A 14,752-nucleotide genomic window follows, 5' to 3' on the forward strand; every position below is an offset into this window, starting at 1 on the left:
TTGAAATGAATACGGAGAAAAACAAACATATTCAAACGATCCTTTCCGTCATTCCGGAGACACCCGGATGTTACCAATACTTCGACGAGAAAGGAACGATCCTCTATGTAGGAAAGGCAAAGAACCTAAAGAAACGGGTGACTTCCTATTTCAATAAAGAGCATGACTACAACAAAACTCGTGTACTCGTCAAACAGATACGAGACATCAAATACATCGTTGTAGACACAGAGCAGGATGCCCTCCTCCTCGAAAACAGTCTGATCAAACAGTACAGGCCGCGTTACAATGTATTGCTCAAAGACGACAAAACTTACCCTTCCATTGTCATCAAGAACGAATATTTCCCACGGGTATTCACCACCCGGAATATAGTAAAAGACGGCTCCATATACTTCGGACCCTACTCTTCTGCTTACGCTGCCAAGGTAATGATACAGATGATAAAAGAACTGTATCCCATACGTACCTGCAACTATCCGTTAACCCCGGAGAACATCCAACAAAAACGGTACAAAGTATGCCTGCAATACCATATCAAACGCTGCAAAGCACCTTGCGAGGGATTGCAATGCCACGAGGAATACCAGCAAAACATAACCCAGATCAAAGAGATTCTGAAAGGGAATATCTCCCAAGTCAGCAAACATCTCTTCGAACAGATGCAGACATTGGCCGAAGAATTGCGTTTTGAGGAGGCACAGGTATTAAAAGAAAAATACGATATCATTGAAAATTACCGCGCCAAATCGACCGTTGTCACCCCCGCACTCAATAATATTGATGTCTTTTCACTGGCAGAAAACGGGAATTCGGTTTATATAAATTACCTGCATATAGGCAACGGAGCCATTGTACAGGCATACACTTTTGAATATAAAAAACGGTTGGATGAAACCCGGGAGGAACTCCTGAGCCTGGGCATTATAGAGATGCGTGAGCGCTTCAAAAGCACCGCCAGAGAGATTCTTGTACCATTCGACCCGGAGATGAATCTGGAAAATACAAATTTCACTATTCCGCAAAGAGGAGACAAAAAGAAGTTGTTGGCCTTATCCGAATTGAATGTAAAACAATTCAAAGTAGACCGGCTCAAACAGGCAGAAAAGCTCAATCCTGAGCAACGAAACACCCGCCTGTTGAAAGAGATCCAGGATGCTTTACACCTGGAAAAACTACCGGCACGTATCGAGTGTTTTGACAATTCAAACATCCAGGGGAGTGATGCTGTGGCAGCCTGTGTCGTTTTCATTATGGGTAAACCGGCAAAGAAAGAATACCGCAAATATATTATCCGAACAGTAGTAGGACCGGATGATTATGCTTCGATGAAAGAGGTCGTCAGACGACGTTATACACGCGCCATAGAAGAAGAAACACCCCTACCCGATCTTATCATCACAGACGGGGGAAAAGGGCAAATGGAAGTGGTACGAAGTGTCATTGAAGACGAATTAGGTCTATCCATTCCCATCGCCGGATTGGCCAAAGACAAGAAACACCGGACCTCCGATCTCCTATTCGGTACACCTCCGGAAAGTATGGGACTGGCCCGTCAGACGCCGCTCTTCCGTTTGCTTGAGCAAATGCAAAACGAGGTACACCGCTTTGCCATTACCTTTCATAAAGACAAACGAAGCAAAAGCCAGACAGCTTCGGAATTAGACAGTATAAAAGGCATAGGAGATAAGACAAAAGTATTACTTTTACGTCACTTTAAAAGCGTCAAACGCATGCGGGAAGCCGATTTCGAGGAGCTCAAAAAGCTTATCGGAGAAGCGAAAGCGACCCTTATAAAAGAAGCATTAGGAGAATAAAATGAAGACAGTAACACAACGCGTACAATACGCATCTGTAACAATCGACGGAAAAGTCAAAGCCCGGATCGGGAAAGGACTCTTAATCCTGGTGGGTATTGAAGACAGGGATAGTTCGGAAGACATTGAATGGTTAGCCAAAAAGCTGGTAAACCTGCGCATATTCGACGACGAGAACGGAGTCATGAACCGCTCTGTGATCGAAGACGGAGGAGAGATTATGGTAGTCAGCCAGTTTACCCTGCAAGCCTCCACAAAAAAAGGCAACCGCCCCTCCTACATCCGCGCCTCCAAGCCGGAGAGAGCGATTCCGATGTACGATTCTTTCTGCGCTGAAATAGGACTTCAATTGGGAAAAGAAGTAGCCACAGGCACGTTTGGAGCCGACATGAAAATAGAACTTCTCAACGACGGTCCTGTGACTCTCCTCATTGACTCACAAAACAAAGAATAAATGATGGCGGAAATAACAATACAACAAGCACAAAACACAGTAGATCAATGGATTAAAACATACGGAGTCCGTTATTTCAACGAACTCACCAATATGACTATCCTGACGGAGGAAGTAGGAGAACTGGCGCGCATCATGGCCCGTACCTATGGCGAACAATCCTTTAAAGAAAGTGATACAAACAGGGACTTGGCAGACGAAATGGCCGACGTCCTATGGGTATTATTTTGCCTTGCCAACCAAACGGGGGTAGACCTTACCGCAGCCTTCGAAAAGAATCTACAGAAAAAGACAACACGTGACATAGAAAGACATAAAAACAACGAAAAACTATAAAAAAATGAGCGAAGAAAGTAAATATCAAAAGGCATTTTCCCAGTTCCCCCCTACCCAACCGGAGGAAAAAATAACAGAAACCGTCAAATTGTTACTGGATAAAAAGTACAAAGAGAATTTCACTCCCGAGGTATTGAAAAGAATACATGGCTGCATAGATCTCACCTCCCTCACCTCCCTCGACAATAAAGAGAATATCTGGAAGATGGTCGAGCAGGTGAATGATTTTGAAGGCAGCACCGACATTCCCAATGTGGCTGCCATTTGTACCTATCCCCTCTTTGTAGACACCGTGAAACAGGCGCTTACTGCCCAAGATATTAAGATCGCATCCGTAGCCGGAGGTTTCCCTTCCTCGCAAACCTTTGTAGAGGTTAAAATCGCAGAAACGGCTATGGCAGTAATGCAGGGAGCGGACGAAATAGATGTAGTGCTCAATCTCGGATACTTCATGGAAGAGAACCTGGAGGAACTCACCGAAGAGATACAAGAGATCAAAGAAAGCTGCCGGGGAGCCCAACTGAAAGTAATCCTTGAGACAGGTGCTTTACGTACGGCAAAGAACATCCAGAAAGCAGCCATTCTGGCGATCTATTCAGGGGCCGACTTCATCAAGACATCGACCGGAAAAGAATATCCCGGAGCAACGCCTGAGGCCGTATATACCCTGTGTCAGGTTATCAAAACCTATTATAGCCTTACAGAGAAACAGATAGGAATCAAAGTATCCGGAGGTGTGCGCACAGCAGAAGATGCGGTAAAATACTACACCATCGTCAAAGAAATACTAGGAGATGAATGGCTGCATAAAGATTTATTCCGCATAGGCGCCAGCAGCCTGGTAGGTGATATAACCAAACGGCTGTAATTTGAGAGGAGTTAGCAGTCGCTTTGCGACTTAGGAGTTAAAGAGTTTTGTAACTACTTTGACTCCTTTAACTTCTCTGACTCCTTTAACTTCAGCATTCGACGTATAACGTCGCATGCTTTCATTTATGCCTATGGATGATATAGTCTGTTAAGAGCAATAAAGATTCCCGGGATTCGGAAACAGGCAATTGAGACAATAGTTCCACTGCTTTTGTTTGGTATTCTTTCATACGCTTCACAGCATAATCAATCCCCCCCTCCTGATGAGCAAAACGAATCAGTTCATCAATGTTTTCCGTCGTAAAATCTTTGGCTCTTATTATACGAAGTGCTTTATCCACCGCAGTAGCTTCCCCGTTTTTCAAAGCATATAAGAGAGGAAGAGTCACCTTTCCTTCGCGGATATCGTTACCTGTCGGTTTGCCAATATCTGTTTGCCTGTCATAATCGAAGATATCATCTTTTATCTGAAAACAATAACCGATATATTCCCCGAATTGACGAAGTAAAACAATCATTTCATCGGATGCATGGGCAGAAATGGCCCCTATCTCGGTACAGGCAGAAAGCAGGCTGGCAGTTTTCTTGCGAATAACCTGAAAATAACGATCTTCATCCAGAAGCACCTCTTCCGCCGCTTCTAATTGTTTGATTTCCCCTTCTGCCAGATCACGACCCAGGCCAGAGATAATACCCACAATGCGTAAATCACCGGTTTGTATAGAGCGTATCAAAGCGGAAGAAAGAAGATAATCGCCCACCAATACGGCCATCCGATTATCATAAATAGCATTCAGGGAAGGAACCCCTCTGCGTTGTTTGGTTTCGTCTACCACATCGTCATGAACCAGAGTTGCCGTATGCAAAAGCTCCAATAATACCGCGGCATTGATCGTCTCAGAAGTCACATTCCCACAGGCCTTTGCTGCTAAAAGCACCAACAAAGGGCGAATATGTTTCCCACTAGCTTGTAAAATAACATCAATTGCCTGTTGCAGGTATTGCGTACTACTTTCAAGTGAAGTAGCAAAATCATCATGAAACTGTTTGAGTTCCGCAACGACAGGTGCCTCTATTCTTTTTCGTTCCTCCATACAGATTGGTAACCATCCCCTATCAAAAGATTCCGCAAAAGTAACAAAAACAATTTAGTAAGCGAGTTTTTTCGTACATTTACCCTGATTTTGTGCCACTAAAACGTGTTAAAGCAATGAAACTATTCCTAATTGACGCCTATGCGCTGATATATCGTTCCTATTATGCCTTCATCAAAAATCCCCGTATCAATTCCAAAGGAGTCAACACCTCCGCAATCTTTGGTTTTATAAACAGCCTGGAAGATGTATTGAGGCAGGAAGAACCGACGCATATAGCAGTTGCCTTCGACCCCAAAGGCCCTACCTTCCGGCATGAGGCATATGAAGATTATAAGGCTCAACGGGAAGAGACACCGGAGGTGATACGTGCATCGGTTCCGGTCATCCAAGAGATCATTGAAGCCTATAATATACCCCTGCTCGAAGTGCCACGGTACGAAGCCGATGATGTGATCGGAACTATAGCCAAGCAGGCGGCACGCGAAGGATACGATGTGTATATGATGACACCAGATAAAGACTATGCGCAATTGGTCGAAGAACATATATTCATGTACCGTCCCAAATTCGGAGGAGGCTATGAAGTGATGGGTGTACAAAATGTATTGGATAAATACGGACTCACCTCTACCGAACAGGTAATAGACCTATTGGCATTGATGGGTGACAGTGCCGATAATATCCCGGGCTGTCCGGGTGTCGGTGAAAAAACGGCACAGAAATTACTGACCGAATTCGGGAATATCGAAAATCTGATAAATAATACCGATAAGCTAAAAGGTGCATTGAAAAATAAGGTAGAAGAAAATGTAGAGCAAATCCGGTTCTCTCAATTTTTAGCAACCATAAAAACAGATGTACCCATTCAGTTCGATGCCCAACTTTGCAAGCGGGAAAAACCCAACGAAGAGCGGCTCAAAGAAATTTACACAGAATTAGAATTCAAAACATTTATTAAGAAATTGTCCGGAGAGGTAAAAAAACCGGTAGCAACCGGCCCGATTCAAGGCTCCCTCTTTGATATATTTGCGCCCGACACCCCAGAAGTTTCCGAATATTCGACTCTTGAAAGCTTAAAATCGGTCGACCACACCTACCATCTTATTGATACTGAGGAAAAACAAAACGATTTAGCCCGGTTTTTAAAGGGTCAGGATTTTTTTGCTTTTGACACAGAAACAGACGGGATCGATCCGTTACGTTGCCATTTGGTCGGTCTTTCGTTTGCCGTGACCCCAAAGGAAGCTTGGTATGTTCCGGTTCCCGCCGATCGGCAAGAAGCGATAAAAATTATAGACCGCTTCTCCCCTGCCCTTCAAAATAAAGAAATACAAAAGATCGGACAAAATATCAAATTCGATATACTTGTCTTACGCAAATACGGAGTCCGGGTGGCAGGTCCGCTTTTCGATACCATGATCGCCCACTACCTCTTGAATCCGGAGTTAAGGCATAATATGGATTACCTGGCCGAAACCTACCTGGGATATAAACCCATCGCCATCGAAGAACTCATAGGTCCCAAAGGAAAAAATCAGCGCAATATGCGCGATATCCCGATAGAGAGGGTAGCAGAATATGCCGCGGAAGATGCGGATATCACCCTGCAACTGAAAGACTATTTTGCTCCTGCCCTTCAAAAAGAAGGCATTGAATCCTTATTCTTCGATATCGAAATGCCTCTCATCTACGTCTTGGCAGAGATAGAGGCTACCGGAGTCACGCTCGACACAGTAGCCTTGAAGCAATCTTCCAAAGAACTGACCGCCTCCCTGTTGAAACTGGAAGAAGAGATTTATGAACTGGCCGGCGGCGTATCGTTCAATATCAACTCTACCAAACAAGTCGGAGAAATACTTTTCGACCGTCTGCAGATAGACGAAAAGGCCAAAAAGACAAAAACAGGAAATTACAGTACGAGTGAAGATGTATTGGAAAAGTTGCGCAGCAAACATCCCATCATCGAAAAACTATTGGAATACCGCGGACTAAAGAAGTTGTTAAGTACCTATATAGACGCCCTGCCGGAATTGATAAATCCGCAAACAGGAAAGATACATACCTCTTTCAATCAGGCGGTTACCTCCACAGGAAGGCTGAGTTCCACCAATCCGAACCTACAGAATATCCCGGTACGCGAAGCCTTAGGACGTGAGATAAGAAAGGCTTTTACTGCCGATAATGCCGACTGCCTCTTCTTCTCCGCCGACTATTCACAGATCGAATTACGCATCATGGCCCATTTGAGCCAGGATACACATATGATCGAAGCCTTCTGCAGCGGCAGCGATATTCATGCGGCTACGGCAGCTAAAATATATGGCATACCCGTTTCGGAAGTGACAAGCGATATGCGCCGGAAAGCCAAAACAGCGAATTTCGGCATCATCTACGGCATCTCCGTATTCGGACTGGCCGAGCGTCTGAACATCCCACGGGGAGAAGCCAAAGAACTTATCGATGGCTATTTCCGTACCTATCCCCGGGTACGCGAATATATGGATGAAAGCATCCAGGTAGCCAAAGACCAGGGATACGTAGAAACCCTCTTCAAACGCAAACGTTTCTTGCCGGATATCAACTCCAACAATGCCATCGTGCGTGGATATGCCGAACGAAATGCCATCAACGCCCCCATCCAGGGCAGTGCAGCCGATATCATCAAAGTAGCCATGATAGGCATTTTCAAACGGTTTGAAGAAGAAAACCTGCAAAGCAAGATGATACTGCAGGTGCATGACGAACTCAACTTCAACGTCTTAAAAAACGAATTAGACACCGTCCGACAAATCGTCCTGCAAGAAATGGAAAACGCCATCAAACTGCGTGTCCCCCTCATCGCGGATTGCGGGGTGGGAAACAATTGGCTGGAAGCACATTAAATCGGGATATTTTTACTCAAATTTGCCCAAAAAGTGTCGATAGCCCTCGACACTCGCATCATTTTTTGCAGGATAATTCTACTGTTGATAGCTATCGTCAGTACTGATGATAACTATNCGTTACTACTGATGATAGCTATCGTTACTACTGACGATAGCTATCAACACTAAAACTATCCCTGTGGTTAACGATTAACGATGAGTGATTAACGATTAACGATTAGTGGTTAGTGATTAGTGATTAGTGGTTAGTGAGAAATCTATCATCACTAAACACTCATCACTAAACACCATACAAGGCGAAAGCAATAGCTTGTGCGTCTCATCACTAATCACTAATCACTCATCGTTAATCGTTAATCCCTTTCCTTTTCCAGATACGATAGTTTCGTAACAACATTTAAGTCAGCTTTAACTTCTTATAAATACTTTTTATTTAGCTTTGCCTCTAATTCTGATTTTTATGAAAAATCGAATCCTTTCGATATAAAATCAATACATAGATGAAAAAACTATTCGCATCTATTCTCTTACTGGCCTGCCTGGGGGCTTGTAAAGAAGAGAAACCGGTCGTCACCCTGGAACGTATCTCCTTGGAAAACCTTCCGGCAGACAGTCTTCAATTGGAGACATTGGTACGTTTACCGGATAAGATTGCCCCAGAATTTCATATAGTGGACGATACCCTATTGGTGATTCTGTATGAACGGGATGCCTCCTACCTGCGTTTCTTTGGCACGGGGGAACGCAAGATAAAGAAATATTCCTTCCGAAAACCGAAAGAGCGGTTACCCATCGACGTGGATCCCCGCCTGAAAGCCTCTTTGCCCTTTTTCCATAAAGCAACCAATATTTTCTATGAATATGAAATAGAAAACGGCGAATTGCGGCTGGATGCCTTTACGCGTCTGCGCATTGCCAAACAATCTCCCTATGTATCAGTGAAGGTAGACAAAGACCTGTTTGCCGGTATCGGAGAGTATCGGAAAGGCTTATGGGGACTCTGCAACCGGAAGAAAAAAGAGATCGATTTTTTTGGTGATTATCCGATCAAACAAGAATATACCTCTTCCGCCTTTTTGCCGCTTTTCAGAGGAGATATTGCGGAGAAAAACAAGCAATTGGTGTATGTTTCGAATACATTCGGATATATCTCATCGTATACATATAGTCCCAAAAAGATAGAGAAACAGTGGGAAAGACAAGTAGCGGACTTCCTGGTAGAAGAAAAGGTGAGCCGGGTGGTAGTCGACAAAATGCATACTTCCGGTTTCCAGGATGTATATATGACCGAGAAATACATTTACGGGCTTTACAATGGATACTCCAAACATAGCGGATGGAAAGCAAATAACAGCCTGATCGTCTTTGACCGGGCAGGCAACGCCCTGGCTCATTATCAACTGGCTGATCATATGGAGCAGATTGCTGTTGACAGCCAGGATAAATACCTGTATGCAAGCTACAATCCTTTCGTCAATGAGAGTTATTTGGTACGCTTCGCATTACCGGAAATCAAAGGTTCGGAATTTTAAAACAAAAAAGAGGAGCTGTCCATTTATCACAGCTCCTCTTCTATAAATAGATTCCTATGCGAATCTTATTTTTTCATTTTTGCATACAAGATGTAATTGTTATCATCCGGACTGATATTCTTCATTATATCAGTTAACTTCTGGCGCATTTTATCATCCAACTTGTCGGACTTCAAGATCTTTTCAATCCATTCTTCCAGATTTCCCGGATCCATATTTTTTGCGTAATATCCTTTCTGGAAAGTATAAATCGGATACCCCATATTTTCCCCTCCCATATAATCATTTTCCAACCGCAAGAAGGCTCCTTTGAGCGTCTTTTTATCCACAATGTAAAAGGCCGGTTCTTTTCCTTCCTTGCGTTCACCTTCAGGACCGGTTATATGCACCACCGTGCTTGTCGTACCCAAGAAATGATTGGGCCATTCCATATAAGAATGCGGTTCCAACTCGTCCTTCTTAAAGTTAGCCGTAAAACGAGGGTTCAACTCTCCTTTTTGCAGATCAATGTGATACAATGAGTCTGGCCGTGGCTGCCAATACCAGAAGGAAAGATCCATGTCAGGCGAATTTTGGGTAGACTGGATTTCGTTACTGAAATCAAACGGAAGAGAGAGATGGCCTGCCGGTATTTCATGTAATACTTCGCCGTCCAATGTTTGTATCCAGGCAACCGACGGTATTTGCGGGAAAGGAAGAACAGCTACCCCTACTCTATCGCCTTCCACCTTAAAGATACCTTTGTTGGATCGGTAAGGCAGGCGGATCGGTTCTAAAGACTTACCCGTCAAATCATAAACCAATATCTTATCGGTTTGCCAGGGCATCAGGTAAATGCGTTGGTTTTTCTCATCAATCTGCATGGAGTAAATAAGATTGTATTCACCCGGTCCTTGTCCGATAGCCCCTATATTAGAAATAAACTTCCCTTTTTTATCAAATAATTTACAGGGCAAAGGAACACTTGAGCGATAATCTCCCCGTGGATTTCTGCCACTCTTCACCAGGATATAATTCTCTGATATTGTCACAGGGGCTTCATATAACAAAGCTTCATCTTTGTCGTCCAACTTCACAATCTCGATTTCTTCCATGAAATGACTCAGGGGAAATACAATCGTATCTTTCAATAAGGCCGGATTGAAACGAATCAGTTCGCCACCCGGCATTTGTACTTTTTCGGCTACGACCGGCGCATTTTCCCAATAAGCTTGATCCTTTGTTCCGTTGCAAGAGCTTAACAGAAGAGCTGTCAGACCTATACAAAGCATTTTTTTGTTTTCTACCATAATAGATATTCAGTTTAAGTTTATAAAAAGTTTCTTTTGAAAGCGCAATATATAAAACTAACAGCGTATTACGACAATATCGTAACATCATTTAACGTATTATTTTCGTCGGAAGTCGTTCAACCCATAAAAAGACGGGGAAATAGTATCATATCTTTCACTATCTTTGTGCCCTCATAAACTTAAGAAGTAATATATATGGCATTACAATGCGGCATCGTAGGCCTTCCGAATGTAGGCAAATCTACTCTTTTCAACTGTCTATCGAATGCGAAAGCACAATCGGCAAACTTCCCTTTTTGTACAATCGAACCCAATGTAGGTGTAATCACCGTACCGGATGAGCGACTCAATAAACTGGCCGAACTCATTCATCCACAACGCATTCTGCCGACTACGGTAGAGATTGTGGACATTGCCGGGCTTGTCAAAGGCGCCAGCAAAGGAGAAGGATTGGGCAATAAGTTCCTGGCCAATATCCGGGAGACAGATGCTATCCTGCATGTATTGCGTTGCTTCGACGACGAGAACATCACCCATGTGGATGGCAGTGTAAATCCTGTACGCGACAAAGAGATTATCGATACCGAATTGCAGATAAAAGACCTGGAGACTGTGGATGCGCGTATTTCCAAAGTGCAGAAACAAGCCCAGACAGGAGGTGATAAACAGGCAAAAATAATCTACGACGTATTGGTCAAATTCAAAGAAGCATTGGAACAAGGCAAAAGTGCCCGTACCGTTAGTTTCGATACCAAAGACGAACAGAAGATTGCCCACGAATTATTTCTTCTGACAAATAAACCGGTGATGTATGTCTGCAACGTAGACGAAGCCAGTGCTGTCAACGGGAACAGTTATGTAGAAGCCGTACGGGAAGCCGTCAAAGAAGAAAATGCAGAGATACTGATCGTTGCTGCTAAAATAGAAAGTGAAATTGCCGAATTCGATACCTACGAAGAACGTCAGATGTTCCTGGGAGAAATCGGTTTGCAAGAGTCCGGTGTAAGCCGCCTGATCCGGTCTGCTTATAAACTATTGAACCTGGAAACCTTCCTGACGGCCGGTGTGCAGGAGGTACGTGCCTGGACGTATCTGAAAGGCAGCAAAGCCCCTCAATGTGCCGGAGTAATTCATACGGACTTTGAAAAAGGGTTTATCCGTGCAGAAGTTATCAAATTTGATGACTTTATCAAATACGGTTCGGAAGCTGCTGTCAAAGAAGCCGGCAAAATGGGCGTCGAAGGAAAAGAATATATCGTGCAAGACGGTGATATTATGCACTTCCGCTTCAACGTATAATCATATCACAAAGACCCGATAGGATTGCCGATTCTGTGCAATCCTATCTATAAATTACAAAACCTAACCAATAAAAAACTTACATTCTTTGATTATTCTGCTGGGCAGACCCCTACCCTGTTAGTAAGCTTTAATACTCATCATACACTATGAATGAAAAAAAAAGTGTATGTTTGCGCTAATACTTACACGTCTAAAAACCTATTAAAATAAGAACATGAAAAGAAGTATTTTTAGTTTTGCAGTTGCAGCTTATATGCTTATCCTGCCCGCTTTTACACAGGCACAAACAGATCAACCAACCGGTGAAGAAGACCGGGCTTTTTGGGTAGAAAATCTTGTAAAAATTGCTGATCCGGTATTAACGAATCTGAGCAATAATACACTTAAACAGAATATGCCTTTCGAGTCGTTATCCAAAGACCCTCTTCGCAAAGAGGTATCCTACCTCGAAGCTGTTGGAAGACTTATCTGCGGGATAGCTCCCTGGCTTGAGTTAGGACCCGATCAGACTCCCGAAGGACAACTCCGGGAGAAGTATATCAAACTGGCGGTAAAAGGACTGAAAAACGCAGTAAACCCCTCTTCACCTGATTATCTTACATTCGGCAATCGTCATACGCAACCATTGGTAGATGCCGCCTTCCTGGCTGAAGGACTCTTACGGGCTCCCAAACAGTTATGGGGAAATATGGACAAAGAAGCCCAGGAGTGGATGATTACCGAACTCAAAAGAAGCCGTACGATCAAACCGCATCAAAACAATTGGTTACTTTTTGCTTCAACCGTCGAAGCGGCTCTTCTGGAATTCACCGGTGAATGCGATCTGGAACGAATGACTCACGGGGTCAAACGCTTCCGCGAAGATTGGTACAAAGGGGATGCCTGGTATGGTGACGGAAAAGATTTCCATATGGATTATTACAATAGTTTTGTTATTCATCCGATGCTGACCGATGTATTGATCTGCATGAAAAAACATAATATCGAAGGAGCGGATTTCCTCGATCTACAACTCAAACGCCACGGACGCTTCGCTGCTCAGTTGGAACGTTTCATCTCTCCGGAAGGCAGCTACCCTGCCGTAGGACGTTCTATTGTTTATCGTTTCGGTGCCTTTCATGCCCTGGCACAATCCTGCCTGATCGGATCCCTTCCCTCCAAAGTAAAACCGGCCCAGGTACGTTGTGCCCTGACAGCAGTGATTAAGAGACAAATGAAATCACCTAAAAACTTTGATGCAAACGGTTGGTTGACTGTTGGTTTTGCCGGCAATCAAATCCATATGTCCGAATCGTATATCAATACCGGAAGTGTTTATTTATGTGCCATGGGCTTATTGCCTTTAGGCCTTTCCGCAGATCATCCGTTCTGGGCAGATCCGTATACCGAATGGACCAACCTGAAAGCATGGAACGGTATAGACGTAGGTGCAGACTCTGCCCTCAAACAATGAAAAATTTAAAATTAAAAGATAAGAGTTATGAAAACAAATTATGAATTACGTTACGCTGCGCATCCGGAAGATGCCAAAGCGTATGACACAACACGGTTACGCAAAGACTTTCTGATCGAGAAGGTTTTTGCACCGGATGAAGTGAATATGGTCTATTCAATGTATGACCGTATGATTGTAGGAGGTGCCATGCCTAAAACAGAAAAATTGCACCTCGAAGCTATTGACCCGTTGAAACAAGCGTATTTCCTGCACAGCCGTGAAATAGGTATCTACAACGTGGGAGGACCTGGTATCGTATATGCTGGAGATCAGGTATATGAACTGGACTACAAAGAATCTCTTTACCTCGGTAGCGGAGAACGGGAAGTGTATTTCGAAAGCAAAGATGCGAACAAACCTGCTTTGTTTTATTTCAACTCCCTGACAGCACACCGCAATTACCCGGATAAAAAAGTAACAAAAGCAGATGCTGTCGTTGCCGAACTGGGTACATTGGAGACATCGAATCACCGCAACATCAACAAAATGCTTGTCAACCAGGTATTACCTACCTGCCAACTGCAAATGGGTATGACCGAACTGGCTCCCGGAAGCGTATGGAACACCATGCCTCCACATGTGCACTCGCGTCGGATGGAAGCCTATTTCTATTTTGAAGTGCCGGAAGATCAATCTGTATGTCACTTTATGGGAGAAATAGACGAGACCCGTCATATCTGGATGCAGAACAACCAGGCCGTACTCTCTCCCGAATGGTCTATCCACTCGGCAGCTGCCACTTCCAATTACACCTTTATCTGGGGTATGGGAGGCGAAAACCTGGATTACGGCGATCAGGACTTTTCAAAGATAACAGACATTAAATAAATAGACTCATGAGTAATTTTTCATTAAAAGGCAAAATAGCCCTTGTTACCGGTGCCTCATACGGTATTGGTTTTGCGATCGCTTCTTCTATGGCCGAAGCAGGTGCAACCATCGTTTTCAACGATATAAACAACGAACTGATAGAAAAAGGATTGGCTGCATATAAAGAAAAAGGTATCCAGGCACACGGATATGTATGCGATGTAACCAACGAAGAACAGGTAAATGCCACCGTTGCCCAGATCGAAAAAGAGGTAGGTGTGATCGATATCCTGGTAAACAATGCCGGTATCATCAAACGTATCCCGATGACTGAAATGTCTGCCAAAGATTTCCGTCAGGTAATCGACATCGACCTGAATGGTCCTTTCATCGTAGCCAAAGCAGTTATCCCTGCTATGATCAAAAAAGGACACGGAAAGATCATCAATATATGTTCTATGATGAGTGAGCTCGGACGCGAAACGGTTTCTGCTTATGCAGCAGCCAAAGGTGGTTTGAAGATGCTTACACGTAACATCGCTTCGGAATACGGCGAATACAACATCCAATGTAACGGCTTAGGCCCGGGTTATATTGCTACGCCACAGACAGCTCCTTTACGTGAAAAACAGGCAGACGGATCTCGTCATCCTTTCGATTCGTTCATCATCGCCAAAACACCGGCTGCCCGTTGGGGTACTCCGGAAGATTTGGCCGGACCAGCTGTTTTCCTTGCTTCTGACGCATCCAACTTCGTAAACGGACACATCCTTTACGTAGACGGAGGAATCCTTGCATACATCGGCAAACAGCCTTAAAAAGGCATTCTTATAAATGATATGCAAAAGGGGCTGTCCGAAAT

Annotated in this window: 12 protein-coding genes; 10 read left to right on the forward strand and 2 right to left on the reverse strand. The window is 43.9% G+C overall.

The genetic code is table 11. The annotated features are described in order from the left end of the window. Positions 1 to 5 precede the first annotated feature (5 nt). From uvrC to deoC, 4 genes are read left to right on the forward strand one after another with little or no spacing between them, the layout of a single operon-like run. Entirely contained in the window at positions 6 to 1,817 is a 1,812-nt protein-coding gene (gene uvrC / locus D0T51_RS08325; RefSeq protein WP_163727841.1) for an excinuclease ABC subunit UvrC, read from the forward strand. A gap of 1 nt (position 1,818) precedes the next feature. After that, on the forward strand, positions 1,819 to 2,271 hold the full coding sequence (gene dtd, locus D0T51_RS08330; RefSeq protein WP_163727843.1) for a D-aminoacyl-tRNA deacylase: 453 nt from the start codon (positions 1,819 to 1,821) through the stop codon (positions 2,269 to 2,271). A 3-nt stretch (positions 2,272 to 2,274) separates the two neighbouring features. Beyond that, positions 2,275 to 2,607, forward strand: a complete 333-nt coding sequence (locus tag D0T51_RS08335) for a nucleotide pyrophosphohydrolase (RefSeq protein ID WP_163728003.1) — start codon at positions 2,275 to 2,277, stop codon at positions 2,605 to 2,607. A 4-nt stretch (positions 2,608 to 2,611) separates the two neighbouring features. Continuing rightward, on the forward strand, positions 2,612 to 3,475 hold the full coding sequence (gene deoC, locus D0T51_RS08340) for a deoxyribose-phosphate aldolase (RefSeq protein ID WP_163727844.1): 864 nt from the start codon (positions 2,612 to 2,614) through the stop codon (positions 3,473 to 3,475). Between the two features lie 121 nt (positions 3,476 to 3,596). On the opposite strand, the gene D0T51_RS08345 is transcribed toward deoC, so the two are convergent. Beyond that, positions 3,597 to 4,571, reverse strand: coding sequence for a polyprenyl synthetase family protein (locus tag D0T51_RS08345; protein WP_163727846.1), 975 nt, complete (start codon positions 4,569 to 4,571; stop codon positions 3,597 to 3,599). A 116-nt stretch (positions 4,572 to 4,687) separates the two neighbouring features. Here D0T51_RS08345 and polA point away from each other — a divergent pair, with 116 nt between their 5' ends. Further along, entirely contained in the window at positions 4,688 to 7,456 is a 2,769-nt protein-coding gene (gene polA, locus D0T51_RS08350; protein ID WP_163727848.1) for a DNA polymerase I, read from the forward strand. A 503-nt stretch (positions 7,457 to 7,959) separates the two neighbouring features. Further along, complete coding sequence (locus D0T51_RS08355; RefSeq protein ID WP_163727851.1) at positions 7,960 to 8,991, forward strand: BF3164 family lipoprotein; 1,032 nt, start codon at positions 7,960 to 7,962, stop codon at positions 8,989 to 8,991. 65 nt (positions 8,992 to 9,056) lie between these two features. Here D0T51_RS08355 and D0T51_RS08360 read toward each other — a convergent pair whose 3' ends face one another. Next, positions 9,057 to 10,280, reverse strand: a complete 1,224-nt coding sequence (locus D0T51_RS08360; RefSeq protein WP_163727852.1) for a 6-bladed beta-propeller — start codon at positions 10,278 to 10,280, stop codon at positions 9,057 to 9,059. 198 nt (positions 10,281 to 10,478) lie between these two features. Between D0T51_RS08360 and ychF the strand changes: the two genes are divergently transcribed. From ychF to D0T51_RS08380, 4 genes are all read left to right on the forward strand, one after another. Beyond that, entirely contained in the window at positions 10,479 to 11,582 is a 1,104-nt protein-coding gene (gene ychF / locus D0T51_RS08365) for a redox-regulated ATPase YchF (RefSeq protein WP_163727856.1), read from the forward strand. Between the two features lie 256 nt (positions 11,583 to 11,838). Next, positions 11,839 to 13,038, forward strand: a complete 1,200-nt coding sequence (locus tag D0T51_RS08370) for a DUF2264 domain-containing protein (protein WP_239056755.1) — start codon at positions 11,839 to 11,841, stop codon at positions 13,036 to 13,038. Between the two features lie 27 nt (positions 13,039 to 13,065). Beyond that, complete coding sequence (gene kduI, locus D0T51_RS08375) at positions 13,066 to 13,908, forward strand: 5-dehydro-4-deoxy-D-glucuronate isomerase (protein ID WP_163727862.1); 843 nt, start codon at positions 13,066 to 13,068, stop codon at positions 13,906 to 13,908. Between the two features lie 8 nt (positions 13,909 to 13,916). Continuing rightward, positions 13,917 to 14,708 (forward strand): gluconate 5-dehydrogenase, encoded by a 792-nt coding sequence (locus D0T51_RS08380; RefSeq protein WP_163727866.1) that lies wholly within the window; start codon positions 13,917 to 13,919, stop codon positions 14,706 to 14,708. Positions 14,709 to 14,752 lie beyond the last annotated feature (44 nt).

Origin of the sequence: Parabacteroides sp. 52 (genome assembly GCF_010500925.1) — a bacterium.
GTDB lineage: Bacteria > Bacteroidota > Bacteroidia > Bacteroidales > Tannerellaceae > QVMG01.

Bases quoted from the DNA above. Each gene is read 5' to 3' on its own strand.
- uvrC (WP_163727841.1), top strand. From the start codon at position 6: ATGAATACGGAGAAAAACAAACATATTCAAACGATCCTTTCCGTCATT.
- dtd (WP_163727843.1), top strand. From the start codon at position 1,819: ATGAAGACAGTAACACAACGCGTACAATACGCATCTGTAACAATCGAC.
- D0T51_RS08335 (WP_163728003.1), top strand. From the start codon at position 2,275: ATGGCGGAAATAACAATACAACAAGCACAAAACACAGTAGATCAATGG.
- deoC (WP_163727844.1), top strand. From the start codon at position 2,612: ATGAGCGAAGAAAGTAAATATCAAAAGGCATTTTCCCAGTTCCCCCCT.
- D0T51_RS08345 (WP_163727846.1), bottom strand. From the start codon at position 4,571: ATGGAGGAACGAAAAAGAATAGAGGCACCTGTCGTTGCGGAACTCAAA.
- polA (WP_163727848.1), top strand. From the start codon at position 4,688: ATGAAACTATTCCTAATTGACGCCTATGCGCTGATATATCGTTCCTAT.
- D0T51_RS08355 (WP_163727851.1), top strand. From the start codon at position 7,960: ATGAAAAAACTATTCGCATCTATTCTCTTACTGGCCTGCCTGGGGGCT.
- D0T51_RS08360 (WP_163727852.1), bottom strand. From the start codon at position 10,280: ATGGTAGAAAACAAAAAAATGCTTTGTATAGGTCTGACAGCTCTTCTG.
- ychF (WP_163727856.1), top strand. From the start codon at position 10,479: ATGGCATTACAATGCGGCATCGTAGGCCTTCCGAATGTAGGCAAATCT.
- D0T51_RS08370 (WP_239056755.1), top strand. From the start codon at position 11,839: ATGCTTATCCTGCCCGCTTTTACACAGGCACAAACAGATCAACCAACC.
- kduI (WP_163727862.1), top strand. From the start codon at position 13,066: ATGAAAACAAATTATGAATTACGTTACGCTGCGCATCCGGAAGATGCC.
- D0T51_RS08380 (WP_163727866.1), top strand. From the start codon at position 13,917: ATGAGTAATTTTTCATTAAAAGGCAAAATAGCCCTTGTTACCGGTGCC.